This window comes from Flagellimonas sp. (assembly GCF_965222555.1).
Classification (GTDB): Bacteria; Bacteroidota; Bacteroidia; order Flavobacteriales; family Flavobacteriaceae; genus Flagellimonas.
On record NZ_CBDCUG010000001.1, the window covers coordinates 216,965 to 240,244 of the forward strand.

The following is a 23,280-nucleotide window of genomic DNA, read 5'->3' on the forward strand; positions in this document are numbered from 1 at the left end:
AAGAATGTAGTAAGCCGTTAATGGTTTAGCATAATAGTGCCTTCATGCATTTACCAGTATTATCTAAAGTTCCCAATTAACAATTAAAACTATATGATTATGAAAAAAGCAACTTTGTTTACCATGACGGTAATTCTGTTTTCACTTGTTGTACACTCGCAAGACGTTAAAATTGGGATCAAAGGGGGAGTGAACCTAGCTACCCTTAAACCAGATTTGAACGATCCAGCAACCAGAACATCATTTCACTTAGGTGGAATGGCTGAATTATCCCTTATAGACCAACTTTCACTTCAACCGGAACTCCTTTATTCCTCTCAAGGGGTTAAAGACGAATCGGATGACGATGAAGTTGTAAAACTAGATTATCTAACGATTCCTGTGCTGGCCAAATACCATGCGTCAGAAGCATTTAGCATTGAAGCAGGACCACAAATTGGGCTATTGTTATCAGCCAAAGGAGAAGACGATGGTGAAACTTTCGATTTTAAAGATGTAACCAAATCCACGGATATTGGCTTCGCTTTTGGACTGGGTTATAAGTTGCCAAGTGGAATAAACTTTAACGCACGCTATTATTTTGGCAGTAATGTAAATGATGATGAAAGTGATTCCGATAAGATAAAGAACAATGTCATTCAGTTCTCCATAGGGTATTGGTTCAACTAAAAATCTGAAAAAGTGAAAACAATATGGAAAGGCATTCTATGCCTATGGATACTCTGTTCCTGTTCATCGGATAGTTCAGATGAAGAGGCCAGCATCTTGGAACCCAACTTCAAGTTTGAGATCAGCGGAGCTATTAACACTACAATGTCCGGAAACGGAATTGTATATAATGAAACAACAACACAGGCGGTCAATGCTAATGGGGACGATGTAAATATTACCACAATTTTGGTAATTGCGCAGGACAGAGGCTCAGATAACCATATAGTGTTTGGTGTAACCCTGGAAGGGTCCAAGGTTGGGACGGGAGATTATGCCATTGGAACCGATATTTTGAAATTTTATAACGCTTTTATGAATTTTTCCGGGGATCGTGGGAAAACCATCTCCTACCAATCAGCTTCAGGAAGTATAAATTTTGATTCTAGACTTTTGTATACAACAGGAACTGTTGATGTAAACTGCCCCGGTGTGGGAGGTGGAGGAACGGTTACCGTAAAAGGAAGCTTTCAGGCGGAGAATGTTAACTGAGAAGTTAAAACCCTATGTTATAATTGTTTTTTTAGTCAATTCGGGTAACCGGAAAGCTCATGGACCGTATAGTCAGGTTTACCCCCCACTGAACAATGTAATATTTAAAAAAATCCCATAATGCCAAGGTTTTATGGGATTCTTTTATATCCAACTTTGTAACTCAATCAAATTTCCCTCCGGATCTCTGGCATATACAAAAGTGATTTCTCCTACTCCTTCTACTTTTCTCTTTGTGATTTCGCCAGAGGCCTTTCCGCCATTTTTTTTAAGTATCTCAAGAATCATTTCTACACTTTCAACTTCAAAAGCAATATGGCCAAACCCTCTTTTGTTAGGAGGTACTGGGTTTTGGTTTTCTATACTTTCGTATTGGTAAATCTCAAGCGTAGGGCCTTTTTCACCACATCCTGGAAGTAACAAATGTGCACCTTCCAATTTGGCATTTTCCAAACCCGTTCCTCTTTCAAGCCAATCCCCAGATTGGTTTCTGATTGGGGGAACAACTTTACAATCAAAAGTCTTTATGTAAAAATCCACCAGTAATTTCCAGTTGGTGCTTACAATATTTGTATGTGCAAACCTCGTTTTCAAGAATCGATTTTTATCCTTTGTTTCAACTTTTACTATTTTTATAAATATATCTTTATTACATGAGAACCAAGCAAATTAGCTTGGTTTTAATTTAATACATTACAATTTGGACATTGTTTCTTCAACGCAGGTTTCCATTTTCTACGGTTGGTGGCAGTTTTCAGTATGTCTTTTCGCATTTCTGGCTTTACTGTCAATCTGGTATCACATTGGTAAGAAGCAAGACGATTTTGGACAGGTTTGGCTGGCGCTTTCCATTCTTTGTTGGTCGGTTTCCGGTCTTGTTGAAATACTATACCATGATGGTATTGGGTTGGGCCTACATTTTAAAGAAGGACTTATAAGCGTGTTTTCGCTATTGAACAGTTTGTTCATACTCCTGTCCCTTCCATGGTTCAGGTATCTACCCAAACCATTTGCACCATTGATAAAATCCAACTTTTGGCCGTACATCATCGGCATTCCATTTGCATTTGCACTGTTCCCTACCCTTCATAAAATGTTTCTGGCAAGAACGGCATCAATAATCAGTGAACTGGATGTTTATTACGCCTTGCTTACCTTGCTTTTCTTGGGTTCCGTGTTATGGGAATCATTCGTTAAAAGAAGATTGCCACTACTGGGCTGGCTGTCAATAATCACAGTTTGTATCACTCTGCTGGCCCAAATGTACAAGCTGTTGGACAACACAATTAATCTATTGTTGTTCTCCGCTATTTTTAAAACATCCCTGATCATGCTCTTCTTTGCCCTGGCACTGAGTTGGGTGAAGGAACTTACAGAGACTATGATTCCCAAACCTCATCAACTAAAACTTTTGTTTACTAAAAACCGTAGATTGGATAGCAAAGACAACTATAAAGTTGTCATCCAAGGCTTTTCCGGAAACCAAGATAGAATTGTTCAGCTTACCCCAGCGCTTTATAAGCTATTCAAAGTCTTTGCACAGCGTAGACTATGTGAAACTGAAGGGTGGCTCGAGATCAAACCCAAAAATTTTGATGTCTCCAAAACTTACGACATTAACGATCATAATGAGATAAAAAGGCTGATTGCCGCCTTATTGGATGGTCTTTTTGGCAAACAATGTTGGACAAAAGACAAACACTTTGTACCCTTAAAAACTACTTTATTTGAAATGTCGGAGCACAGGGAAAGAAGAATCAGGCTGTTACTTCCCAAAGAGAACATTACCCTTGAAAATGATTGATATAACTGATATTTGTCAGTTTTTAAGCTACTGACATTTTCAGATTCGTTCCGACATCTCCCAGATAATTCAATTCAGCTGATGAAATTTCAGAAACTTTTTGAATTATGGGAACACCTCACTTTTTAGACTTTCAACTATGTTCAACCGCTCAAGCAATCACACCTTTTACAGAAAAAGGATTGGACGAAAGAATCAATGATGCTTTTATGCCTTTTGCCGTATGGTGGGAAAATTTAATCCTGGCAGAAGTGTCCATTTTCGGTCATGGAATTCCTCTGGTCCTGATAGTGCTGATCGTAGGGGCCTTGTTCTTCACCCTATATTTTGGTTTTGTTAATGTCCGCCATTTCCCAACTGCCATACAAGTGGTTCGCGGAAAATATGATGAACTGGAACATCCAGCGGCAAAGTTAAAAACCAGTGTGCTTGAAGTTGATGGCGATGTAAAAGGCACAATCAAAGACGAAGGCCATTTAGGCGAGGTCAATCACTTTCAAGCTTTGGCAACCGCAGTATCGGGCACTGTTGGACTTGGTAATATAGCCTTGGTAGCTGTGGCCATTTCCATTGGAGGTCCAGGAGCCACTTTCTGGATGGTTTTGGCCGGTCTGCTTGGAATGTCCACAAAATTTGTGGAATGTACCCTAGGCGTAAAATACCGTGACATAGATAAAGACGGAAAGGTTTTTGGTGGGCCCATGTACTACTTGTCCAAAGGACTGAAAGAAAAAGGGCTTGGGAATTTGGGGAAGTTTTTGGCCGCTGTTTTTGCCATTCTCTGCATCGGGGCATCTTTTGGCGGGGGCAATGCTTTTCAAAGTAATCAGGCAGCGGCACAGATTATCGGGCTTTTTGAGCTTTCTGGTTCTGCATCTGGGAGTGTTATTGGTGTTGTTTTTGCGGTTTTGGCAGGAATTGTAATCATTGGGGGAATTAAAAGAATTGCCAAGGTCACTGAAAAAGTGGTGCCCTTTATGGCCATTTTGTACGTGGGAGCAGCACTTTTTATAATTTTTTCCAAAATTGAATTGGTTGATGATGCACTATCTCAAATAATTTCTGAAGCATTCTCACCAAAAGCTACAATTGCGGGAGGTTTTATCGGAGTTATGATTCAAGGTTTTAGGCGTGCTGCATTTTCAAACGAAGCAGGCGCAGGCTCTGCTGCAATTGCGCATTCCGCGGTTAACACCTCTCAACCGGCATCGGAAGGGTTGGTGGGTCTGTTGGAACCTTTTATTGACACGGTTCTGATATGTACCATGACCGCAGTGGTCATTATTCTTTTTAATATGGATGGTGCATTTGTTTATGGTGATGTGGTCAATGGGCAAGCATTGCTGAACGATGGAAGCCGCCTTGGAGGTGTAAACATTACTTCCATGGCCTTTGAAAGTTCAATCAAGGGCTCTTCCTATGTTTTAATGGCGGCGGTGTGCTTGTTCGCTTTTTCCACCATCTTGTCATGGTCCTATTATGGTCTTCAAGCCTGGAAATATCTTTTTGGGCGTGGAAAACTGACCGATCTAACTTATAAAATACTATTTCTCCTATTTACCGTTTTGGGCGCGGCCATTACCTTGGATGCAGTAATCAAGTTCTCTGATGCCATGATCTTGGCACTGGTTTTCCCAAACATGATCGGCCTGCTTATCTTGTTTCCCAACGTAAAAGAGGAATTTGAGAAATACATGGCCCTTATAAAAAACAGCAAACCAGATTAAAAAGCTGGCTGCAATGTATTCCAGCAAACAAAAATTAAAACTATCGTGAATCTTAGTATAAGTAATTAAATTTATGAATATGAAAAATACAAAATCGCTTACCCTTTTTGGGTTAATCTTGTTGAGTGTTATGATTTTAGGATGTCAAAATCAGAAAAAAGACGAGCCAAAAAAACCAGTGGACACTTCAGTTTCCGATCTTGAAACTGTCATCGAGAAACACATAGACAGTTTTTATACTGTATACAATCGCTTTGATTATGACTGGATTGATTTTTTTGAGGATGAATTCACCAATGTTTTTCCTGATACTCCCATTCGTAAAATTTCGACAGATTCAACAAAAGCCCTTTGGAAAGACATTTATGAGCGATATGAGGTTCAACTTATTTCTCGTGGGAAACCTACTTTTATCACTTCAAAAGATATGGTCATTTCCCATAACCCTTTCAATGAAATCTTTATCCATAAAAAGAGTCGGGACACTGCAAAGAACGTGGGAACCTATATCACTGCTTGGAGGAGACAACCGGACGATTCATGGAAAATTGCATTTGAAACAGTCCAGAATAACTAGTTAAAGATTGATACCATGGAAAAATTAGAAGCAACTCAAATAACATCCCTATTAAAAAACTTGGATGGGTGGACTTATGAAAATGGAAGTATCTGCAAATCCTATGTTTTTAAGGATTTTAAGGAAGCCTTTTCTGTGATGACTCGCATCGCTTTTGAGGCCGAACAACAAAACCACCATCCGCTTTGGGAAAACGTCTATAACCAGTTGGCCATAAAACTGAATACCCACGATGTTGGCGGCATCACCCAAAATGATTTTGATTTGGCAAGAAGCATAGAAAGTATCGTCAATAAGAAATAATTCCACTGTAAAAAACACACTTGCCCAAGGGGCATTTTTTGCTAAATTTGCCTTCATCCATAACGAACAGATACTACATGGGAAGAGCATTTGAATTTAGAAAAGCGCGGAAAATGAAGCGTTGGGCTGCCATGTCCAAAGCATTTACCAGAATTGGGAAAGATATTGTCATCGCCGTTAAAGAAGGTGGCCCTGACCCAGATTCCAATGCCCGCTTGCGTGCCGTAATTCAGAATGCAAAGGCCGTTAATATGCCCAAGGACAATATTGAACGGGCCATTAAAAGGGCATCGGACAAAAATCAGGGGGATTATAAAGAAGTCTTATTTGAAGGGTATGCCCCCCATGGCATTGCCATTTTAATAGAAACGGCAACCGACAACAATACCAGAACAGTGGCCAATATTCGTAGTTATTTTAATAAATGTAATGGTAGTCTGGGCACATCAGGTTCAGTAGAATTTATGTTTGACCATACCTGCAACTTCAGAATAAATGCAGAAGGTATTGACCCCGAGGAATTGGAACTTGAAATGATCGATTTTGGTGCCGAAGAAGTTTTTGTGGATGAGGATGGAATCCTGATCTATGCTCCCTTTGAGAATTTTGGTTCTATTCAGAAAGAATTGGAAGCGCGTGAAATTGAAATTCTTTCTTCTGGTTTTGAACGCATTCCGCAAGTAACCAAAGAACTTTCCGAAGAGCAGATTGCCGACGTAGAAAAACTTCTGGAAAAAATTGAGGAAGATGACGATGTCCAAAACGTTTATCATACTATGCAGGAATAGCCATTCCTTGCTTTGCTTCAGCTAAAGGAAATTTAACATTGTTTTTTTCTGTTGGATTGTTATAATTTATAACTTATTGCTTATCAGTAAATTATATCAACCATGAGAGCATTAGCAAGAATATTGGGATTAACCTTACTTCTTATTTGCCTACAAGCTTGTGGCGATGACGAAGGAGACAGTTTAACGGGAACGGGAATTTCCATCAGTGACATACAAGGCAGTTGGAATGCTATCCGAGTAGAGTTTGATATTGCGGGAAGCGGTGCTTCCCTAGCAATAGATGTTATACAGGCGGGTGGTTCAGCAACACTAGTGATTCAGCCCAATGGGCGATTTACGCTTACAATTACCCAAATGGGTGAAAGTCCAGAGGTAACTACAGGGCAAATGTCCGTTGACGAGGACCTTTTGGTTATAGAATTTGATGATTCACCAGGAGAGTCAGAATTCTTTGGGGTCCGAAGTACTGAGAATACACTTTCTATAAATGGTCCTGCGGAATTTGACCTGGACAATGATGGCATGGATGACCCAGCTAGGGTGGAAATGGATTTTGAAAGAGCATAACCAAATCTTGTTTACAAGTTTTTCCAATTAATTGAGTAAAGAAGATTTCATTCTTTCGACATAACAAAAAACCAAGCATATGAAGCAGTTTTTACTTTTAATACTGTTTGGTCTTCCATTTTTGGGCTTTTCTCAAGAAATGACCACCGCCAAACTTTATGAAATCATAGAGCAGGAAGCGGATACTGTAAAGACCAATGGCAATCAATATCAGTTTTTATACAATAATGCAATGCTTATTTGTGTTTTTGATGAAAATGCGAATCGTATGCGTATTATCTCACCCATTGTTGAACGGGAAAAACTTGGTGAAGAGGAGCTCTTGAACGCCTTGGTTGCTAATTTTCATTCGGCTTTGGATGTAAAATATGCCCTTAGCGATGAAATCATTTGGTCGGTTTATACCCATCCTCTTAAGGAGTTATCGGAACATCAAGTTATAGATGCCATTCAACAGGTATATGCAGCGGCCATTACCTTTGGAAACACATATTCCAGTACCAATTTGGTTTTTCCTGGCAATACAAAAAAGACGGAGAAACCAAAGCCTAAAATTTTAAACAAGACCTAATAACTGTATTCTGGTACTTTTCCCTGTACTCCTTTAAAAAACTGACGAATTTCTTTAAAATCTTTTTGAATATCATCCGTTGGATGGAATGCTTCTGATATTTTCACCTGTTTTCTTCCAAAATCAAAAGCTACCATTACAATAGGAACTCCTGCTTTCTTGGCAATGTGGTAAAATCCTGTTTTTAAAGCCTTTACCTTTTTTCGGGTACCTTCTGGTGCCAACGCAAAACGAAAAACTTTCCTCTCGTTAAAAATCTGGGCTACACTCTCTACGGTGTTCGAGTTTTTGGAGCGGTCAATAGGTGCTCCCCCAGTCCAACGAAAAAACCAGCCAAATGGCGGTTTAAAGAGGCTTTTCTTTCCAATATAGTTGATTTCCTTATTGACCACCTTTCTGACCAAGAGCCCTAGAAAAAAATCCAGCCAATGCGTGTGGGGCACTACAATGACCACACATTTATCCTCATCAGGAAATGCCCCTTTAAGCTTCCAACCCAATACTTTAAAATAAAGAAACTTAGAAAGCTTGTGCATATTAAATGATTAGTCTCCTTTTCAGAAAAGGAATATGGGAAATGCTAAATCCTTTGATAGATGGCCTGAAGTCGCTCCGGGGGCATAATTTTTTTCCATTCCTTACCCAAAGCGTTCTCCCACAATGCATCCATGCCCAATGCCACATTGACCATAATATCAAAGTCGTTCTGGGTTAAATTGGAACAAACTCCCTGTGGCAATTCTATATCATGCTTTGCCATCATTTTTTGGAACAATTGTACTCCTTCGGGATAAAATTCACCCAAATGCTGAAAAACCAAGCAATTTCCAATGCCGTGCTTTATACCTAAAAGATAAGAAAGTCCATAACTAACGGCATGTGCAATCCCAACCTGTGAATAGGCAATGCTCATACCACCATGCCATGAAGCCATCATCAACTTATCCCTTGATTCATCTTCTGGAAGGTCTTCCAAAAACACTTCTTTACAAAGTTCCAATGCTTTCTCACCATAACTTTGGCTAAAAGCATTTAAATAGGTTCCATTCAAAGATTCTATGCAATGGATAAAACAATCCATTCCAGTGTAGAACCATTGTTCTATTGGAACAGTCTTGGTCAGGTCAGGATCCAGTATAACCTGATCATAGGTAGTGAAGTCCGAATTTATCCCAAGCTTCTTTTCAGGACCGAGCAATACTGTTGTTCGTGAGACTTCTGCGCCGGTTCCGCTGATTGTGGGAATCCCGACATGGTATATGGCGGGCCTATTTACCAAATCCCATCCTTGATACTGCTCTGCCTGTCCATTATTATTTAAAAGTATGGCAACTGCCTTTGCCAAATCCAATAGCGTGCCACCCCCTATACCAATAATGCCAGAGGGCAATTCCTCATATTTTTCTTTTATTCGGGTTACAAGGGCATCCACCTGCCCTGTCTTGGGCTCTTCATTGGCAGAGATAAAAATAAGTTCATCATTGAACATAATGGGCAAGCGATTGGCAAACTCTTCATTCTCAAAAAAGTCATCCACCAAAAAGATAAATGGAGCTTCTGAACTTTTTCTATTGGACAACAGTATATCTCCCAATTGCGAAAAACTTCCTTGACCAAAAACCACCCGAGGTACCATGGGGAAATTGCGGTACTGGGTACTCTTGCTTGATGTAATCTCTTCTTTCTTCAAATTACCTTCTGTATTCATTAGTTATCCAAATACTTCAAAACTTCAGTTAGACTATTCAGCTTTAGATGGCCATTTATTTTTTCGGCATCCTTTACCATTTCATGCGCCCAAGTGGTGTGAAATGGAATATGGATAGCCTGTGCCCCAATATTTACAATAGGTAATATATCAGATTTTAGCGAATTACCTATCATTAAAAACTCATCCGTTTGTATTTCCAAATGTTCCAACAGATTTTTATAGTTGTCTTCTTTTTTATCGCTGAGTACCTCCACGTGATGAAAATATTTAGAGATACCTGATTTTTCCAATTTTCGTTCTTGGTCCAACAAATCACCTTTGGTTAAAACTATCAACCGGTATTTATCTACCAACTTTTCCAACACCTCCTCTACTCCATCCAGCAATTCCACAGGATGTGCAATCATTTTTTTTCCCAGCTCCAAAATTTCAGCTATGGTTTCTTGAGAAATCTTGTTATTGGATAAATCCAGAGCTGATTCAATCATGGAAAGCACAAAACTTTTAACCCCATAACCATACGTATCAAGGTTTTTCATCTCTGTCTTAAACAACTCCTGATCTATCTTGTTTTTAGTTTCATACCCCTCCAACAGTTCTGCAAAACGTTCTTCGGTCTCCCTAAAATAGGTCTCATTGACCCATAAAGTATCATCGGCATCAAAACCTATAACCTTAATATTTCTAAAATCTACTTCCATGCTTTTTTGGCTCGTTCTAAATCTTCAGGTGTATCAATTTCTATGCCGCTTACGTGTGTTTCCACCATTTTTATTTTCTTTCCATATTCTAAAAACCGGATGGCCTCTATTTTTTCCTTCGCTTCCAAAGGTAGCATAGGCAATCGCTGAAAATCGAGCAGAGCTCTTTTCCTGAAAGCATAGATTCCTTTATGCTTGTAATACGTTGCATCTACACCTTCATCTCTTGGATATGGAATGGGAGAACGCGAGAAATAAAGCGCAAAGTCTTGATTGTCCACAATGACTTTCACCGTATTGGGGTTGGAAATTTCATCCCATTCTGTAATCGGGGTCATTAAGGAGGCCAAATCTATTTCTTTTTCGGCATCATTCCTAAACACTTCTATTATTTTTGTAAGACTTTCCTTATCAATAAAGGGCTCATCACCTTGCACATTGATTACAATATCCACATCCATATCTTCAACAGCCTCAGCTATCCGATCACTGCCACTTTCGTGCTCTTTCCTGCTCATGAGCACTTTTCCTCCTATACCCGAAATAGTGTCAAAAATGATGTCGCTATCTGTGACCACATAGACCTCATCAAACAGTTTAGTTTGTACTGCAGCTTCATATGTCCTTATAATAACCGGCTTTCCTCCCAAGTCCTGCATGAGTTTTGCTGGAAATCTTGAGGCTTTATACCGGGCCGGTATCATGGAAATTATCTTCACTCGTTCTATTTATGAATTGATGAAATTATTTTTTGGGTCGCAATTTGCGATAAATTCTGAATATGACAACCAAAATTATGATAACTAAGATAGCGGCAATTGGAGGAACCAATATGGAGGCTGTTGATACTGCTACAGCCGTTCCAGTTTCAATGGTTGATACCATTGGATTTGCCACTCCTCCGGTTGTTGCCGTAGATGTTAATCTTCCTGCTGCATTTGCTCCTTTTATGGCTGTTGCCGTTCCGCCACCCGCAATAATGGCCAACGACCATGTCACCACAGGGTCCAAATTTGCCACGGTAGATACCACCACCGCGGTTCCTGCAATAGCAGCAAGTGGTACAGCAATACTATCCAGTGCATTGTCTACCCAAGGAATAAAATAGGCGAAGATTTCCACCAAGGTGGCAATCCCAAAGGTAATCAATGCAGCTACGCTCCCTATCCATTGCCAACTCTCGTTAAGCCCCCAAACACCCAAATAGGCTGCCAAACTCAAGGCGAAAAGTGGCAAAAACACTCTAAAACCAACAGAAGCGGCCAAACCTATCCCTAAAAAAATGCTAATAATGGTATCTGGTGACATGTTAATGGTTTTGTCTAAAATAAAATATTCCTAGTCAAGAAAAAAATCATCCTTAAATCCTATCAAGAATAGTTTTTCCTTAGCCCTTGTAACCGCGGTATACAACCAACGTAAATAATCTTTGTCCACCCCATTGGGCAAATAGGGCTGTTCCACAAAAACGGCATTCCATTGCCCACCCTGCGATTTGTGACATGTAATGGCATAAGAGAATTTTACCTGTAAAGCGTTAAAAAACTTATTGTTCTTTACCCCAAGAAACTTCTTATACTTTGATTTTTCATGAGCGTAATCCTGAAGAACTTCTTGATACAATCTATTACCTTCTTCATAAGAAAGCGAAGGTGTTTCCGAATTGATAGTGTCCAACAACAAAACAGTTTCAAAAGGTCTTTGGTTGGGATAATCCACCATTTTCACCTTTACTTCAGCAAAAGAAAAACCGTATAATTCTTTGATGGCGAAGAGTTCCAGTATTTCAATGATATCACCGTTGGCAATAAAACCAGCCTCCGAATTTGGCCTCAACCAAAAATAATTGTTCTTCACCACCATCATATAATCCCCAACTGCAATCTGATTTTCCAAAAATAGAATTCGCTCTCTTATATTTTGATTATAAAGGTTTGCTCTTTTGTTAGAGCGTACAATGATTGCTGTTTCTTCTTTTCCATTTTGATTGTACGATGAATCAATGGCTTCTTGGATTTCGGAGCCATCTATTAACCTGACAATATCTTTAAATGGGTCAATGTCGAACTTAAAGTCCTCAAAAAAATGGGATTGTAACTGTTCCCTGAGATGAGTAGCGTTATACAAAATTCCAGAATCCTCAGTTTGGCGCATCACCTCGTCCAACTCCAGCTCCTCCACTTCCTTATTATAGTTTAAGGAAAGACGTTGTTCTTCCAAGGCTGGGCTCAAATCCAATTTTACTGGGGGTAACTGGGCTGTATCGCCTATCAACAATAGCTTACAATTGTGACCGGAATATATATAATACATAAGGTCGTCCAAAAGTGAGCCATTTTCAAAAAGTTTGGAATCCGCGGGGGTATCCGGAATCATAGAGGCCTCATCTACAATAAAAAGTGTATTCCTATGCTTGTTAGGTGCCAAAACAAACTGGATGCCTCCCCCAGATTGTTTCTTGGGAAAATAGATTTTCTTATGGATGGTAAATGCCTTGTTTCCAGAATACACCGACATTACTTTGGCTGCTCTTCCTGTAGGTGCCATTAGCACGGCGCTCATTTTTATTTTCCAAAGACTGCTTACAATGGTTCCTACTATGGTGGTCTTGCCAGTCCCTGCAAATCCCTTTAGAAGAAACACTTCTTCCTTTTTATTGTTCAAAATAAACCTGGATAACTTTTCTAAAGCTTCTCCTTGTTTACTGGTAGGGTCGTGCGGAAACTTCTCGGTCAGAATAGCTAAAAATCCAGATGGTGTAGGGTTGTTCATAAGCTTCTAAAGATAGCATGGATTTTTAAAGCAAAAAGTTTCGTGATTAAAAAAAAATTGTAGATTTGTCAGTAACCGCTAAATTAATTCAGAAAGACAATATTAGTATGTTAAATTTAATCCTTATCGTTTTAGTTATATGCCTTTTGACCATAGGCTTGGTATTCTTAATTGATAGATTTTTGCCACAAAAGATAAAGCCAATCCTAGTTATTGCCTTTGGTCTTTTGAGTATTTTCTTGGGTTATAAAATTTATCAATCAATCAATGCCCCCATTGAGTTTAAAAAGGTTAGAAAGGAAAGATTTTCGCAAGTTATTGCCAAACTTAAAGATATTAGGGATGCCCAGGATGCCTATAAAACCGTAAATGGGCGATTTGCAGGTAACTTCAATAACTTGATCAAGTTTGTGGATACGGGGAGCTATACCATTACCCAGCAGAGAGATTCTTCTTTCATGCGTTATGACAAAGTGTACCAAATAGAATTACAAAAAGATACGGTGATCATAGACACTTTAGGTTTTATAAAGGTGAAGGATTCTCTATTTAAAAATAGTGACCGTTACAAATCTATGATGGAAGTTCCTTTTGCCCAAGGTGGTGAAAAGTTTGAAATGAAAGCTGACATTATTGATAAAAGTGGATATAAAGCTCCTGTTTTTGAAGCCAAAATAAAGAAGGATGTGGTGCTCTATGACCAGCCTGCCGATTTGGTAGCAAGAGAAAATGCGCACCAAAGTGTGGAGGAAGTCAATGGTACAGAAATCAAGGTTGGCTCACTTACAGATGTAAGTACAAACGGAAACTGGCCTCCAATCTATGACAGAAAAAAGAACAACTAGTATAGAGGACTTCAGTACAGATAGTAACTCTTTTAAAAAATTGTCCATTCAAGTTGGCTTGAATGGACTTTCTTTTTGTGTTTTAGATACTATTTCCAATAAAATATTGGCTTTTGAAAGAACGGTTTTTGAAACAGCCTTAACCCCCTACTTATTGCTTAAAGAGCTTAAGTCGGTTTTAAACAAGGGCAATATAGAGGCCGGCGAATACTCAGAGATAGTTGTTATCCACAAAAACAATATGTTTAGTCTGGTGCCCAAAGCACTTTTTCATAAGGAGGAACTAGCCAATTACTTAAAATTCAATACCAAGATAATGGCCAATGATCTCATTGCTTATGATGAGATTGCACATCATGATATGATCAATGTTTATGTACCTTTCACCAACGTAAACAATTATATCTTTGACCTCTTTGGCGAGTTTGAATTTAAACACAACGGAACAGTTTTAATAGCATCCCTTGTTAACCAGAACAGAGCCTCGATAGAGCCAACCTGTTTCGTACAGCTATCTGAACGTGAAATGGAATTGGTAGTCATTTCAGATAAAAAATTCCGTTTTTACAACCATTTTGAATACAAGACCAAGGAAGATTTTCTGTATTACTTGCTCTTCAGTCTGGAACAACTGCAAATAGATTTGGAAAAGGTACATTTAAAACTATTTGGCCTTGTTGAAGAAGATGACCCAATCTATACATTGTGTTACCAGTACATAAAACATGTTTCAGTTTTTGTGCCCAATAGCGCTTCCCTCCCTACAGAACAAACTGACAACAAAGCAATAGATTTTACCGTGTTAAGCTCTTTGTAATGCGCATCATCTCCGGAAAATATAAGGGTAGACGGCTCTTTGCACCCAAAAAGCTTCCCGTAAGGCCAACAACGGATATGGCCAAGGAAGGACTCTTCAATATCTTGAACAATCGTTTTTATTTTGATGGTTTAAAGGTGATTGACCTTTTTGCCGGTACTGGCAATATAAGTTTTGAGTTTGCCTCAAGGGGAGCAGGAGAAATCATTGCCGTAGACAGCTTTGCTGGTTGCACCCAATACGTTTCCAAAACTTCAAAGGAGCTCGATTTCCCCATAACACCCATTAAATCTGATGTTTTTAAATTTTTGGAACGAACTAAAGAACAGGCCAACATTATTTTTGCTGATCCCCCATACAATTTTGATACTACCCGATTCCTCTCAATTGCAGATTTGGTTTTTGAAAAGGAATTATTACTGGAAGACGGAGTTTTGATTATAGAGCATTCCGATCAAACAGATCTTTCCAATAACTCCTATTTTGTGGAAAATAGAAAGTACGGAGGTAGTGTATTTAGTTTTTTTGAAAAAAAGGCAGGCCATAAGCCGGATTCTGTCTAGCCCTATCATTTATCTAGGCTTTTGGTTGCCAAAAAGCTCCAACCGCCTACCCTCCAATTTGGACGTGCCGCCCTCAAACATTGGTTTACATGACGTTTCACCGCATAGAGTTTACCTGATTTCACTACAGCCTAACTGTACTTGCTTTCTGTTGCACTGGTCCTCGTCTTTCAACGGACGGATGTTATCCGCTATACTGCACTATGGTGTCCGGACTTTCCTCTTCAACTCCAAATAATTTAGAGTTGCAGCGATAAGGTGGCCTGCCAACGGCAAAGGTAAACCAATTGTTAATAAAAAGTAGCTTACAAAGTAAAGCTTAAGCGGCTTTGCGGTTTCCTATTTTTATATTTGTAGTAATGCAAATTAGTTGCTGATTTGGAACCCTTTATAGTATCGGCTAGAAAATATCGCCCCCAAACATTCAAGGATGTTGTTGGTCAGGAGGCTATTACCAATACATTGCTTAATGCCATCGACCATGACCATCTGGCACAGGCTCTTTTGTTTTGTGGCCCAAGAGGCGTTGGTAAAACTACTTGTGCCCGAATCTTGGCAAAAAAAATAAATCAAGATGGCACTGAAAGGGAAGATGAGGATTTTGCATTTAACATCTTTGAGTTGGATGCAGCTTCAAACAATTCTGTAGACGATATAAGAAGCCTTATCGACCAAGTTCGTATTCCACCCCAAGTTGGAAAATACAAAGTATACATCATTGATGAGGTGCATATGCTCTCCCAATCAGCATTCAATGCTTTTTTAAAAACTTTGGAAGAGCCTCCAAAGCATGCTATTTTCATTTTGGCCACGACGGAGAAGCACAAAATAATCCCAACCATCCTTTCGCGTTGTCAAATTTTTGATTTCAAGCGAATTACTGTGAAGGATGCTGCCAATTATTTAAAATACATTGCAGAGCAGCAAGGTATTGAAGCTGAAGAAAGTGCGTTGCATATCATTGCCCAAAAATCGGATGGAGCCATGCGCGATGCGCTCTCCATTTTTGATAGGGTCGTAAGTTTTTCAGGTAAGCAATTGACCAGAAAAGCGGTCACTGAAAATCTAAACGTTCTTGATTACGACACCTATTTTAAGGCTACCGATTTAATTTTGGAAAACAAAATTCCTGATTTATTGATTCTTTTCAACAAAACCCTTTCCCTTGGATTCGATGGTCATCATTTTATCAATGGACTTGCATCCCATTTTAGAGATTTAATGGTATGCCAACATCAAGAAACATTGGCCTTGCTGGAGGTTGGAGAAGACGTAAGAACACAATATCAGGAGCAAGCCAAAAAAGCTGACAAATCTTTCCTGTTGAAAGCCCTTGAATTGGCCAATGATTGTGACTTAAAATATAAAACCAGCAAAAACCAACGCTTGCTTGTTGAACTTACCCTTATGAAATTGGCCTCTATCACTTTTGATGGAGAAAAAAAAAACGCTGATTCCATAATTCCAGCTTCTTTTTTTAGCACTAAAAAGGAAAGTAACGGTACTCCCATAGAAAAACCAGCTGTTGAAGAGCCTAAAAGCCAATACAGTACAGAGCCACAAGAGCCAAAATCGGAGCAAGAAATTCCGCCCGCACCAGAGATTGAACAAGAGATTTCCGAGCCTCCTATCAAAAAAATCCAGCTGAAATCGCCTGAGAACAGAGTATCCGGGCTGTCTTTGTCCAGCATTAAGGCCAAAAAGGAACATGAAAACATAAAAACTCCTGCCGTTTCGCACGAAGAACTTCCCAAAGAACCATTTACCGAGGAAGATATGCAGACCCATTGGAACGATTTGGTACAGCAGCTGGAGAAAAAAGGCCGAAAAATATTGGCGAGCAATTTGCAAACCGATATCCCCAAGCTTAAAGATCAACATACCATTTGGATCGAGCTCCCAAACGGTACCATGAAAAAAGAAGTGGAGAGGGAACAAAGCCTGATGATGGATTATTTAAAGCAACAACTGAACAACTATTCCATCTCACTGTTCATAACCGTGAACGAAGAGGTTGCCAAAAAATTCGCCTTCACGCCTGAGGAAAAATATGAGAAACTCAAAGAAAAGAACCCTGCTATTGAAATTCTTAGAAAAGAATTTGATCTAGATTTTTGATTATTCCATATTCCCTTTTTGGAATACTATCTTTGCATTTTAAAGCTTCAGATTATGCTAGGTCTCAAATTACCAACGGATCCCAGATGGGTCAACATCGTTGAAAAAAACATAGAGGAAATATTAACAGATCATGCCTACTGTGAGCAAAAAGCAGCAAGTACGGCTATATCCTTAATTATAGGATTCCCTGAGAAATCTGAATTGGTAAAGGAAATGATAGCCCTTTCCAGAGAAGAAATGGGCCATTTTAACATGGTACATGAAAAAATCTTGGAACGAGGCTTGAAATTGGGCCGTGAACGTAAGGACGAATATGTTATTGAGTTGATGAAGTTCTTTCCTAAAGGTGGAAGTAGGGAAACGCATTTGGTTCACAGACTGTTATATGCCGCACTTATTGAAGCCAGAAGCTGCGAACGTTTTAGATTACTCTCTGAAGAATTGGATGATTCCGAGTTATCAGAATTTTATAGAAGTTTAATGGTCAGCGAAGCCAACCACTATACCATGTTCCTCAAATTCGCCAGGAAGTATGGCAATAGAGAAGAGGTGGATAAAAAGTGGGAACAATTGCTCGAACATGAAGCCAAATTAATGCAGGATTTGGGTAAAAAAGAGACCATGCACGGATAAAAGCTTATTGATAGTAGAGCGTTTTGATCATCCCATCTGCCAGACCAATTTTGGGAACATGTATTTTTTTAGCACCACTCCACTTAGCCGCAGATAAGAATATTTTTGCGGCAGGTATAATCACATCCGCCCTATCCTGATTCAACCCCAATTCCGAGACTCTGTCATCATAATCCATGCTGTTTAAAAAATGATACTGGGCATTCAACCAAATAAAAGATAGCGGTTGTCCCATTTTTCTACCCGACATTTTGTGCAGTTTGTTGATGTTTCCGCCAGAACCAATAATTTCAACCTTTCCATTGTCCTGAAAACGAGAGGATATCCACTCCTCCACCTGATTCCATACCGACTCATCAACAAGGTTGTTCAAGATTCTAACCGTACCTATTTTGAATGATTTGGATTCCGATAAATCTCCCCGATGAAAAATGGTGAACTCAGTACTTCCACCGCCTACATCCACATACAAATAAGACCTGTCTTTTTTAATAAGGTCCTTCAAATCGGTTGAAGCAATTATTTCTGCTTCTTTTTTACCATCAATGATATCAATTTTTATCCCAGATTCCTTAAAAACAGTTTCAACAACTTCATTTCCATTTTTTGCCTCCCTTAAAGCCGATGTTGCACTGGCCATATACTTTTCCACTCCATAAACCTGCATCAATAAATCAAAAGATTGCATAGCCTTGATTAATCGCTGCAAACTTTCATTAGAGATTTGACCCTTTATAAAAGCATCTTCTCCCAAACGTACGGGAACCCTGATCAGTTCACTCTTTTTGAAAATTGTAGGTTTATCTTCTTGCTCTATTACGTTATTGACCAATAGTCTAATGGCATTAGATCCAATATCAATGGCTGCAAATTTTCGTATTTTCAAACTAAAAACGGTTTAGGATTCCAACTTTTGTTGGTAGTAATCATAAAGTTTGAATTGGGAGCGCAGTTCAGGTTCGTCCTCGTTACGCTCTCTATAGGCATTGTCCTGCTTCTCCGAAAAAACTCGTGCTTTTTGGTTATCTCTCCAAGAAATATCGAAAGTATCCAATAATTCCTGTTTAATATCCCCATCATAAATGGGGCAACCCACTTCTACTCTAAAGTCAAGGTTTCTGGTCATCCAATCTGCAGATGAGATATAGATTTTAGGGTCACCTCCATTACCAAAAATGAACAATCTAGGATGTTCCAAAAATTTGTCCACTACGCTTATGGCCTCAATATTTTCGCTCATTCCCTCAACTCCGGGCACAAGGCAACATATACCCCTTATAATAAGCTGGATTTTAACTCCGGCATTACTTGCCTCATACAACTTATCCACCATTTTATAAGAAGTGAAGCTGTTCATCTTAATTTTGATGTATGCCTCTTTGCCCATCAAAGCATTGGCAATTTCATTGTCAATCAGCTTGATAAAGGTTGATTTGGTATAATGCGGAGATACCACAAGGTGTTTGTACTTATTGATTTTATAATTGGTTTCAAAAAAGTCAAAGACCCTCCCCATTTCCTTTAAAATTCCCTCGTGAGCGGTAAACAAGGTATAATCCGTATAGATTTTTGCCGTGGATTCATTAAAATTACCCGTACTTACAAACCCATATCTTTTGATTCCTTCCGCCTCTTCGCGTTCTACCAAGCAAATCTTGCTGTGTACCTTGAGTCCGGGAACTCCAAAAATCAAATTAATTCCTTCTGCCTGTAACTGATTGGCATATTCAATATTGGCCTGTTCATCAAAACGTGCTTGCAATTCTATTTGTACAGTTACCTTCTTTCCATTTTTAACAGCGTTGATCAAGGCTCTTGCAATTTGGCTATCGTTGGCAAGGCGGTATACGGTAATTTTTATCGCTCTGACCTTTGGGTCCAGAGCAGCTTCGCGCAAAAACTTGGTCACATAGCTAAACGTATGGTAAGGAGTGTAAATAAGATAATCCTTTTGGGCAATCATCTCCAAAAGGCTCCCCTTCATACTCAATCCCTTAACAGGAAGGGCCTCAATCTTTTTGTACATTAAATCCTGTCTTCCCAAACTTGGAAAGCCCATGTAATCGCGCCTGTTATGATACCTGCCACCTGGAATAACGCTATCGGTATCCACAATGTTCATTTTCTCCTTCAGGAATTGAAGTGTATCCTTATCAATACTTTTGTCATAGACAAAGCGTACCGGGTCACTTATTTTTCTGTGCTCAACACTTGAAGATATTTTCTCAATAAAACTCTTGGTCAAATCATTATCAATATCCAGTTCGGCATCCCTTGTAATTTTAATCATATGTGCCGAAATGGACTCAAATTCGAACATGGTAAAAATGCTGTCCAAACAAAATCGGATAAGATCATCCAAAATAATGATGTAATTCTTGTCACCCTCCTTGGGCAGTACCACAAAACGGTCAATCCCTTTAGGGATCTCTATTAACGCATATCTATTTTCTCCATTGGTAGTAGAATGCTCATCGTTCTTCATCACCATTTTAACAGCTAGATACGCAGCTGTGTCTTTTAACAGCGGAAACTCTGTAAGGTCGTTCAAGATGATGGTCATCAACTCTTGGTTCACCTTTTTGAAAAAATATTCCCTTATGAATTCAGCTTGACTTTCACTGACTTCATTTTCATCAATTAAAAAGATGTTTTCCTCCTTCAGTTCTTCTTCAATACTGTTTAAGATTTCTAGACTCCTGGCCTGCTGGGCTATTACAATTTTTGTAATTTCTTCCAGTAAATCCTTGGCCTTCTCTCCCCCTAATACACTTTTCCCTTTTTTTCCAGCATCAACAATACGTTTTACAGTTGCATATCTCACCTTAAAAAATTCATCAAGGTTATTGCTGAAAATCCCTAAAAACCGGAGTCTATCAATTAACGGTACCTTTTTATCTGCACTTTCCTGAAGTACCCTTGCATTAAAATGCAACCAACTGATTTCCCTGTTTACGTATTCGTTTTTGACTTTAATCATTTATTCTTCAAATGTTTAGGAAAAATTATCTGTTCCGTGCTTCCCTTTGAGATTTTAGACCATACTTCCACATTAAACTTAATCTGCACCAGACCCGAGGTAGGAACATTGTCAATATACTGATCTCCCCAAGTATTTGCAAGCGATGTGAAGGCATAATTGTGTCCAAAAACTAGAACGGAATCAATTTCATCTCCCAAACCCATAATAAAATTTTCTACGTTGTGTCCCGAAAAATCGTAAAGCTCTTCCCTTACTTGAAATTTATTAAAGTCAAAACCTAAATTTCTCAAAAAAATCATGCTGGTATGTAAGGCCCTGTTTGCTGGACTGGAATAGGCGAAATCCACCTGAAATTTATTCTCATTGGCTTTTTTGGTCACTAAATGGGCATCATTGATTCCTCTTTCTTTTAAAGGCCTATCCTTATCCGAAACATCATAATCCCATGAAGATTTTCCATGCCTTACCAAGGTTACCGTTTTCATAATATCTGTAGTTTTTAAGCACCTCCTATGGTTGAAGGCGCTCTATTTTCCAATTGTAATCCTTCTGGAGAGTATACCGGATTCTATCATGAAGTCGATTGGGTCTACCCTGCCAAAACTCCAAAGAAATAGGACGTACCAAATAACCACCCCAATGCTCTGGTCTTTCAATTTCTTTTCCTTCCAGTTCTTTTTCCAGTGCTATCAGCTTTGCTTCCAACAATTCCCTAGATTCAATGACCTCGCTCTGATCAGAAACTATGGCTCCCAGCTGACTTCCCAAAGGCCGAGACTCAAAATAGCCATCTGAAAGATTTTCAGCAATTTTCTCCGCATTGCCTTTTATGATTACCTGACGCTCTAAGGTGTGCCAAAAAAAGGACAAGCATACCGAAGGATTCTTTTCCAACGCCTTTCCTTTTTCACTTAAGTAATTGGTGTAGAAGATGAACCCTTCGTGGGTATATTTTTTCATCAGAACAACCCTGTTTTTGGGAAATCCATCCAAACCAATGGTAGAAATGGTCATGGCATTGGGTTCATCCAGACCATCCGTGGCCTCCACTTCATAGAACCATTTTTGAAATTGTTCCAGCGGGTTTTCCTTAATGGTACCCTCCGTCAGAGCACTTTTTTCATATGATTTGCGATAATTGCTCAGGTCCTTTTGCATAGTTCTACAGTCTAATCTCCTTCAAATTTCAGCAAAAGAATGGAGATTAAAAAGACTGTAGGCTTTTTGTTTTGGTCTCTTTGGAATTATATCTCAAAAGATTTTCCGTCTTCGGCCAATTCCACGCTGGGGAAGACCTGCAGTGCCTCCTCCCTAAAAAGGTCTATGGATTTGTACCGTGTGGAATAATGTCCTAAAATAAGGTTGCCTACATCAGCTTTTTGGGCAATCAATGCTGCCTGTTTGGCTGTGGAGTGCTTTGTTTTTTTACCCAGATTGGATTCTGTTTCCAAAAAGGTGGATTCGTGATAAAGGGTATCCACATTTTTGATGAGCGGTAAAATGCTTTCATTATATAACGTATCACTGCAAAAAGCATAGCTTTTAGGTGCCGGCGGATCAATTGTTAAGTCGGCGTTTAGAACAGTTGCACCATTTTTCAGGATTCCATCTGCACCGTTTTTGATATTGTTGTATTGACTTCTATCAATTTTATGTTCAGCAACTGCTTCAATATCCAATTTCCTTGGTAACGGCTTTTCTTTGAACAGGAAACCATTTGTGTACACTCTGTGTTGCAAAGGAATAGTATGCACACTTACTTGTTCATCCTCAAATATCAATTCAGATTCCTTGGATTCCAATTCATGGAAAATCAATGGGAAATTGGTCCATGAATCTCCCAATTTTAAAAACAATGTTATGGCCTCTTTTATTCCTTTGGGGCCATAAACATGCATTTCGGTTTCCCTTCCTAAAAGTCTGAAGGTAGAAATGAGTCCGGGCAATCCAAAAAAATGGTCTCCATGCAAATGCGAAATGAATATATGCTTGATTCTGGAAAACTTAATCTTGTTCTTTCTTAGCTGCACTTGGGTACCCTCTCCACAGTCTATTAAAAAAAGATGATTGCGAATCTCCAAAACCTGTGAAGTAGGATTTGTAAATGTTCTAGGGGTGGCGGAGTAACATCCGAGAATTGTTAGCTTCATCTAAAATTATTGGTTGACTGTTGTTGGTTGATGGTTCTGAAAAGAAAACCTGATGTAACTACAAAACCAATTCTTTCTCCATTTAACATTCAACACTTCTCAATTTAAAATTTATATTCCCAGATCCCGCTCTATTTCCTCCATTTCAATAATATCCTTTGCTTCTCGAATGGTAGGCACCACACTGATTCCATCAGGTATTTCATCATAAGAAACCTTGTTGGTAACCAGAACAAAAGATTTATTGGAAGCTTTGTGTGCATTGGAAATCTGTAAAAACTCCAATACATCACCAGCAGTAAGTTTGCTGAATGAAAACAGGTTCACAATAATATTGTCATGTTTTAATTTGGGATATGCTTTGTTTAAATTTTCCAAGAAGGTAGCAAGTGAAATTTTTTCTTGGAAAACAATGGTTGTTGTTCCTTCTTTGTCGAAAATCAT

At 39.0% G+C, this 23,280-nt stretch carries 26 protein-coding genes, 1 other RNA gene and 1 pseudogene; 14 read left to right on the forward strand and 14 right to left on the reverse strand.

Annotated features, from left to right (window positions below; genetic code table 11):
• Positions 1–99 precede the first annotated feature (99 nt).
• Both ACOQO1_RS00860 and ACOQO1_RS00865 read left to right on the forward strand, forming a co-directional pair.
• Positions 100–669: a porin family protein gene (locus tag ACOQO1_RS00860; protein WP_420600979.1), complete on the forward strand. Its 570-nt coding sequence runs from the start codon at positions 100–102 to the stop codon at positions 667–669.
• Positions 670–681: 12 nt separating this feature from the next.
• Positions 682–1,200: a hypothetical protein gene (locus ACOQO1_RS00865; RefSeq protein ID WP_420600980.1), complete on the forward strand. Its 519-nt coding sequence runs from the start codon at positions 682–684 to the stop codon at positions 1,198–1,200.
• Between the two features lie 144 nt (positions 1,201–1,344).
• Here ACOQO1_RS00865 and ACOQO1_RS00870 read toward each other — a convergent pair whose 3' ends face one another.
• A complete protein-coding gene (locus ACOQO1_RS00870) occupies positions 1,345–1,794 on the reverse strand; it encodes a VOC family protein (protein WP_420600981.1) in 450 nt (149 codons plus the stop codon).
• 106 nt (positions 1,795–1,900) lie between these two features.
• Between ACOQO1_RS00870 and ACOQO1_RS00875 the strand changes: the two genes are divergently transcribed.
• The 7 genes from ACOQO1_RS00875 to ACOQO1_RS00905 all read left to right on the forward strand — a co-directional run bounded on the left by ACOQO1_RS00875 (position 1,901) and on the right by ACOQO1_RS00905 (position 7,540).
• Positions 1,901–3,004, forward strand: a complete 1,104-nt coding sequence (locus tag ACOQO1_RS00875; RefSeq protein WP_420600982.1) for a hypothetical protein — start codon at positions 1,901–1,903, stop codon at positions 3,002–3,004.
• 107 nt (positions 3,005–3,111) lie between these two features.
• A complete protein-coding gene (locus tag ACOQO1_RS00880; RefSeq protein ID WP_420600983.1) occupies positions 3,112–4,731 on the forward strand; it encodes an alanine/glycine:cation symporter family protein in 1,620 nt (539 codons plus the stop codon).
• A 79-nt stretch (positions 4,732–4,810) separates the two neighbouring features.
• Positions 4,811–5,308: a YybH family protein gene (locus ACOQO1_RS00885; RefSeq protein ID WP_420600984.1), complete on the forward strand. Its 498-nt coding sequence runs from the start codon at positions 4,811–4,813 to the stop codon at positions 5,306–5,308.
• A 15-nt stretch (positions 5,309–5,323) separates the two neighbouring features.
• Positions 5,324–5,611 (forward strand): 4a-hydroxytetrahydrobiopterin dehydratase, encoded by a 288-nt coding sequence (locus ACOQO1_RS00890; protein ID WP_420600985.1) that lies wholly within the window; start codon positions 5,324–5,326, stop codon positions 5,609–5,611.
• A gap of 77 nt (positions 5,612–5,688) precedes the next feature.
• Complete coding sequence (locus ACOQO1_RS00895) at positions 5,689–6,399, forward strand: YebC/PmpR family DNA-binding transcriptional regulator (protein ID WP_420600986.1); 711 nt, start codon at positions 5,689–5,691, stop codon at positions 6,397–6,399.
• Positions 6,400–6,501: 102 nt separating this feature from the next.
• Complete coding sequence (locus tag ACOQO1_RS00900; RefSeq protein WP_420600987.1) at positions 6,502–6,969, forward strand: hypothetical protein; 468 nt, start codon at positions 6,502–6,504, stop codon at positions 6,967–6,969.
• A gap of 79 nt (positions 6,970–7,048) precedes the next feature.
• Positions 7,049–7,540: a hypothetical protein gene (locus tag ACOQO1_RS00905; protein WP_420600988.1), complete on the forward strand. Its 492-nt coding sequence runs from the start codon at positions 7,049–7,051 to the stop codon at positions 7,538–7,540.
• On the opposite strand, the gene ACOQO1_RS00910 is transcribed toward ACOQO1_RS00905, so the two are convergent.
• From ACOQO1_RS00910 to ACOQO1_RS00935, 6 genes are read right to left on the reverse strand one after another with little or no spacing between them, the layout of a single operon-like run.
• On the reverse strand, positions 7,537–8,076 hold the full coding sequence (locus tag ACOQO1_RS00910; RefSeq protein ID WP_420600989.1) for a lysophospholipid acyltransferase family protein: 540 nt from the start codon (positions 8,074–8,076) through the stop codon (positions 7,537–7,539). The genes ACOQO1_RS00905 and ACOQO1_RS00910 overlap by 4 nt on opposite strands.
• Positions 8,077–8,120: 44 nt before the next feature.
• Positions 8,121–9,248: an iron-containing alcohol dehydrogenase family protein gene (locus ACOQO1_RS00915; protein ID WP_420600990.1), complete on the reverse strand. Its 1,128-nt coding sequence runs from the start codon at positions 9,246–9,248 to the stop codon at positions 8,121–8,123.
• Positions 9,248–9,952, reverse strand: coding sequence for an HAD family hydrolase (locus ACOQO1_RS00920; RefSeq protein WP_420600991.1), 705 nt, complete (start codon positions 9,950–9,952; stop codon positions 9,248–9,250). Before ACOQO1_RS00920 ends, ACOQO1_RS00915 begins: the two co-directional genes overlap by 1 nt.
• Positions 9,943–10,656, reverse strand: coding sequence for a 3-deoxy-manno-octulosonate cytidylyltransferase (gene kdsB, locus ACOQO1_RS00925; protein ID WP_420601271.1), 714 nt, complete (start codon positions 10,654–10,656; stop codon positions 9,943–9,945). The genes ACOQO1_RS00920 and kdsB overlap by 10 nt, the downstream gene beginning before the upstream one ends.
• A 40-nt stretch (positions 10,657–10,696) precedes the next feature.
• Positions 10,697–11,260, reverse strand: coding sequence for a DUF4126 domain-containing protein (locus ACOQO1_RS00930; RefSeq protein ID WP_420600992.1), 564 nt, complete (start codon positions 11,258–11,260; stop codon positions 10,697–10,699).
• A 30-nt stretch (positions 11,261–11,290) separates the two neighbouring features.
• Positions 11,291–12,724 (reverse strand): ATP-dependent DNA helicase, encoded by a 1,434-nt coding sequence (locus ACOQO1_RS00935; RefSeq protein WP_420600993.1) that lies wholly within the window; start codon positions 12,722–12,724, stop codon positions 11,291–11,293.
• A gap of 194 nt (positions 12,725–12,918) precedes the next feature.
• On the opposite strand from ACOQO1_RS00935, the gene ACOQO1_RS00940 reads away from it, so the two are divergent.
• The 3 genes and pseudogenes from ACOQO1_RS00940 to ACOQO1_RS00950 all read left to right on the forward strand — a co-directional run.
• A complete protein-coding gene (locus tag ACOQO1_RS00940; RefSeq protein ID WP_420601272.1) occupies positions 12,919–13,569 on the forward strand; it encodes a hypothetical protein in 651 nt (216 codons plus the stop codon).
• A complete protein-coding gene (locus ACOQO1_RS00945; protein WP_420600994.1) occupies positions 13,547–14,386 on the forward strand; it encodes a DUF3822 family protein in 840 nt (279 codons plus the stop codon). The genes ACOQO1_RS00940 and ACOQO1_RS00945 overlap by 23 nt, the downstream gene beginning before the upstream one ends.
• Positions 14,386–14,901, forward strand: a pseudogene (locus ACOQO1_RS00950) (RsmD family RNA methyltransferase); the annotation flags it as partial. The gene ACOQO1_RS00945 and the pseudogene ACOQO1_RS00950, both read left to right, overlap by 1 nt.
• Positions 14,902–14,915: 14 nt before the next feature.
• Here the strand turns inward: ACOQO1_RS00950 and rnpB are convergent.
• Positions 14,916–15,219: RNase P RNA component class A (rnpB, locus tag ACOQO1_RS00955), an RNA gene on the reverse strand.
• A gap of 108 nt (positions 15,220–15,327) precedes the next feature.
• Between rnpB and ACOQO1_RS00960 the strand changes: the two genes are divergently transcribed.
• A complete protein-coding gene (locus tag ACOQO1_RS00960; RefSeq protein WP_420600995.1) occupies positions 15,328–17,067 on the forward strand; it encodes a DNA polymerase III subunit gamma/tau in 1,740 nt (579 codons plus the stop codon).
• A 54-nt stretch (positions 17,068–17,121) separates the two neighbouring features.
• Complete coding sequence (locus ACOQO1_RS00965) at positions 17,122–17,703, forward strand: tRNA-(ms[2]io[6]A)-hydroxylase (protein ID WP_420600996.1); 582 nt, start codon at positions 17,122–17,124, stop codon at positions 17,701–17,703.
• 4 nt (positions 17,704–17,707) lie between these two features.
• Here ACOQO1_RS00965 and ACOQO1_RS00970 read toward each other — a convergent pair whose 3' ends face one another.
• The 6 genes from ACOQO1_RS00970 to ACOQO1_RS00995 all read right to left on the reverse strand — a co-directional run bounded on the left by ACOQO1_RS00970 (position 17,708) and on the right by ACOQO1_RS00995 (position 23,280).
• Positions 17,708–18,589 (reverse strand): Ppx/GppA phosphatase family protein, encoded by an 882-nt coding sequence (locus ACOQO1_RS00970; protein ID WP_420600997.1) that lies wholly within the window; start codon positions 18,587–18,589, stop codon positions 17,708–17,710.
• A 12-nt stretch (positions 18,590–18,601) separates the two neighbouring features.
• Entirely contained in the window at positions 18,602–20,683 is a 2,082-nt protein-coding gene (gene ppk1, locus ACOQO1_RS00975) for a polyphosphate kinase 1 (RefSeq protein WP_420600998.1), read from the reverse strand.
• Positions 20,680–21,171 (reverse strand): SixA phosphatase family protein, encoded by a 492-nt coding sequence (locus ACOQO1_RS00980; protein ID WP_420600999.1) that lies wholly within the window; start codon positions 21,169–21,171, stop codon positions 20,680–20,682. The genes ppk1 and ACOQO1_RS00980 overlap by 4 nt, the downstream gene beginning before the upstream one ends.
• A 25-nt stretch (positions 21,172–21,196) precedes the next feature.
• Complete coding sequence (gene pdxH, locus ACOQO1_RS00985; protein WP_420601000.1) at positions 21,197–21,844, reverse strand: pyridoxamine 5'-phosphate oxidase; 648 nt, start codon at positions 21,842–21,844, stop codon at positions 21,197–21,199.
• Positions 21,845–21,930: 86 nt separating this feature from the next.
• The gene (locus ACOQO1_RS00990; RefSeq protein ID WP_420601001.1) at positions 21,931–22,836 is read right to left on the reverse strand and encodes a ribonuclease Z; all 906 of its coding nucleotides are present in this window, start codon (positions 22,834–22,836) and stop codon (positions 21,931–21,933) included.
• 111 nt (positions 22,837–22,947) lie between these two features.
• Positions 22,948–23,280 carry a ribonuclease Z gene (locus tag ACOQO1_RS00995; RefSeq protein ID WP_420601002.1) on the reverse strand — a complete coding sequence of 111 codons (333 nt, stop codon included), beginning with the start codon at positions 23,278–23,280 and terminating at the stop codon, positions 22,948–22,950.

Excerpts from the sequence above, each read along its gene's own strand:
- ppk1 (WP_420600998.1), bottom strand. The coding sequence starts at position 20,683 with ATGATTAAAGTCAAAAACGAATACGTAAACAGGGAAATCAGTTGGTTG.
- ACOQO1_RS00965 (WP_420600996.1), top strand. The coding sequence starts at position 17,122 with ATGCTAGGTCTCAAATTACCAACGGATCCCAGATGGGTCAACATCGTT.
- ACOQO1_RS00935 (WP_420600993.1), bottom strand. The coding sequence starts at position 12,724 with ATGAACAACCCTACACCATCTGGATTTTTAGCTATTCTGACCGAGAAG.
- ACOQO1_RS00980 (WP_420600999.1), bottom strand. The coding sequence starts at position 21,171 with ATGAAAACGGTAACCTTGGTAAGGCATGGAAAATCTTCATGGGATTAT.
- ACOQO1_RS00880 (WP_420600983.1), top strand. The coding sequence starts at position 3,112 with ATGGGAACACCTCACTTTTTAGACTTTCAACTATGTTCAACCGCTCAA.
- ACOQO1_RS00990 (WP_420601001.1), bottom strand. The coding sequence starts at position 22,836 with ATGAAGCTAACAATTCTCGGATGTTACTCCGCCACCCCTAGAACATTT.
- ACOQO1_RS00900 (WP_420600987.1), top strand. The coding sequence starts at position 6,502 with ATGAGAGCATTAGCAAGAATATTGGGATTAACCTTACTTCTTATTTGC.
- ACOQO1_RS00930 (WP_420600992.1), bottom strand. The coding sequence starts at position 11,260 with ATGTCACCAGATACCATTATTAGCATTTTTTTAGGGATAGGTTTGGCC.
- ACOQO1_RS00885 (WP_420600984.1), top strand. The coding sequence starts at position 4,811 with ATGAAAAATACAAAATCGCTTACCCTTTTTGGGTTAATCTTGTTGAGT.
- ACOQO1_RS00890 (WP_420600985.1), top strand. The coding sequence starts at position 5,324 with ATGGAAAAATTAGAAGCAACTCAAATAACATCCCTATTAAAAAACTTG.
- ACOQO1_RS00945 (WP_420600994.1), top strand. The coding sequence starts at position 13,547 with ATGACAGAAAAAAGAACAACTAGTATAGAGGACTTCAGTACAGATAGT.
- ACOQO1_RS00905 (WP_420600988.1), top strand. The coding sequence starts at position 7,049 with ATGAAGCAGTTTTTACTTTTAATACTGTTTGGTCTTCCATTTTTGGGC.
- pdxH (WP_420601000.1), bottom strand. The coding sequence starts at position 21,844 with ATGCAAAAGGACCTGAGCAATTATCGCAAATCATATGAAAAAAGTGCT.
- ACOQO1_RS00910 (WP_420600989.1), bottom strand. The coding sequence starts at position 8,076 with ATGCACAAGCTTTCTAAGTTTCTTTATTTTAAAGTATTGGGTTGGAAG.
- ACOQO1_RS00920 (WP_420600991.1), bottom strand. The coding sequence starts at position 9,952 with ATGGAAGTAGATTTTAGAAATATTAAGGTTATAGGTTTTGATGCCGAT.
- ACOQO1_RS00915 (WP_420600990.1), bottom strand. The coding sequence starts at position 9,248 with ATGAATACAGAAGGTAATTTGAAGAAAGAAGAGATTACATCAAGCAAG.
- ACOQO1_RS00860 (WP_420600979.1), top strand. The coding sequence starts at position 100 with ATGAAAAAAGCAACTTTGTTTACCATGACGGTAATTCTGTTTTCACTT.
- kdsB (WP_420601271.1), bottom strand. The coding sequence starts at position 10,656 with ATGATACCGGCCCGGTATAAAGCCTCAAGATTTCCAGCAAAACTCATG.
- ACOQO1_RS00895 (WP_420600986.1), top strand. The coding sequence starts at position 5,689 with ATGGGAAGAGCATTTGAATTTAGAAAAGCGCGGAAAATGAAGCGTTGG.
- ACOQO1_RS00995 (WP_420601002.1), bottom strand. The coding sequence starts at position 23,280 with ATGATTTTCGACAAAGAAGGAACAACAACCATTGTTTTCCAAGAAAAA.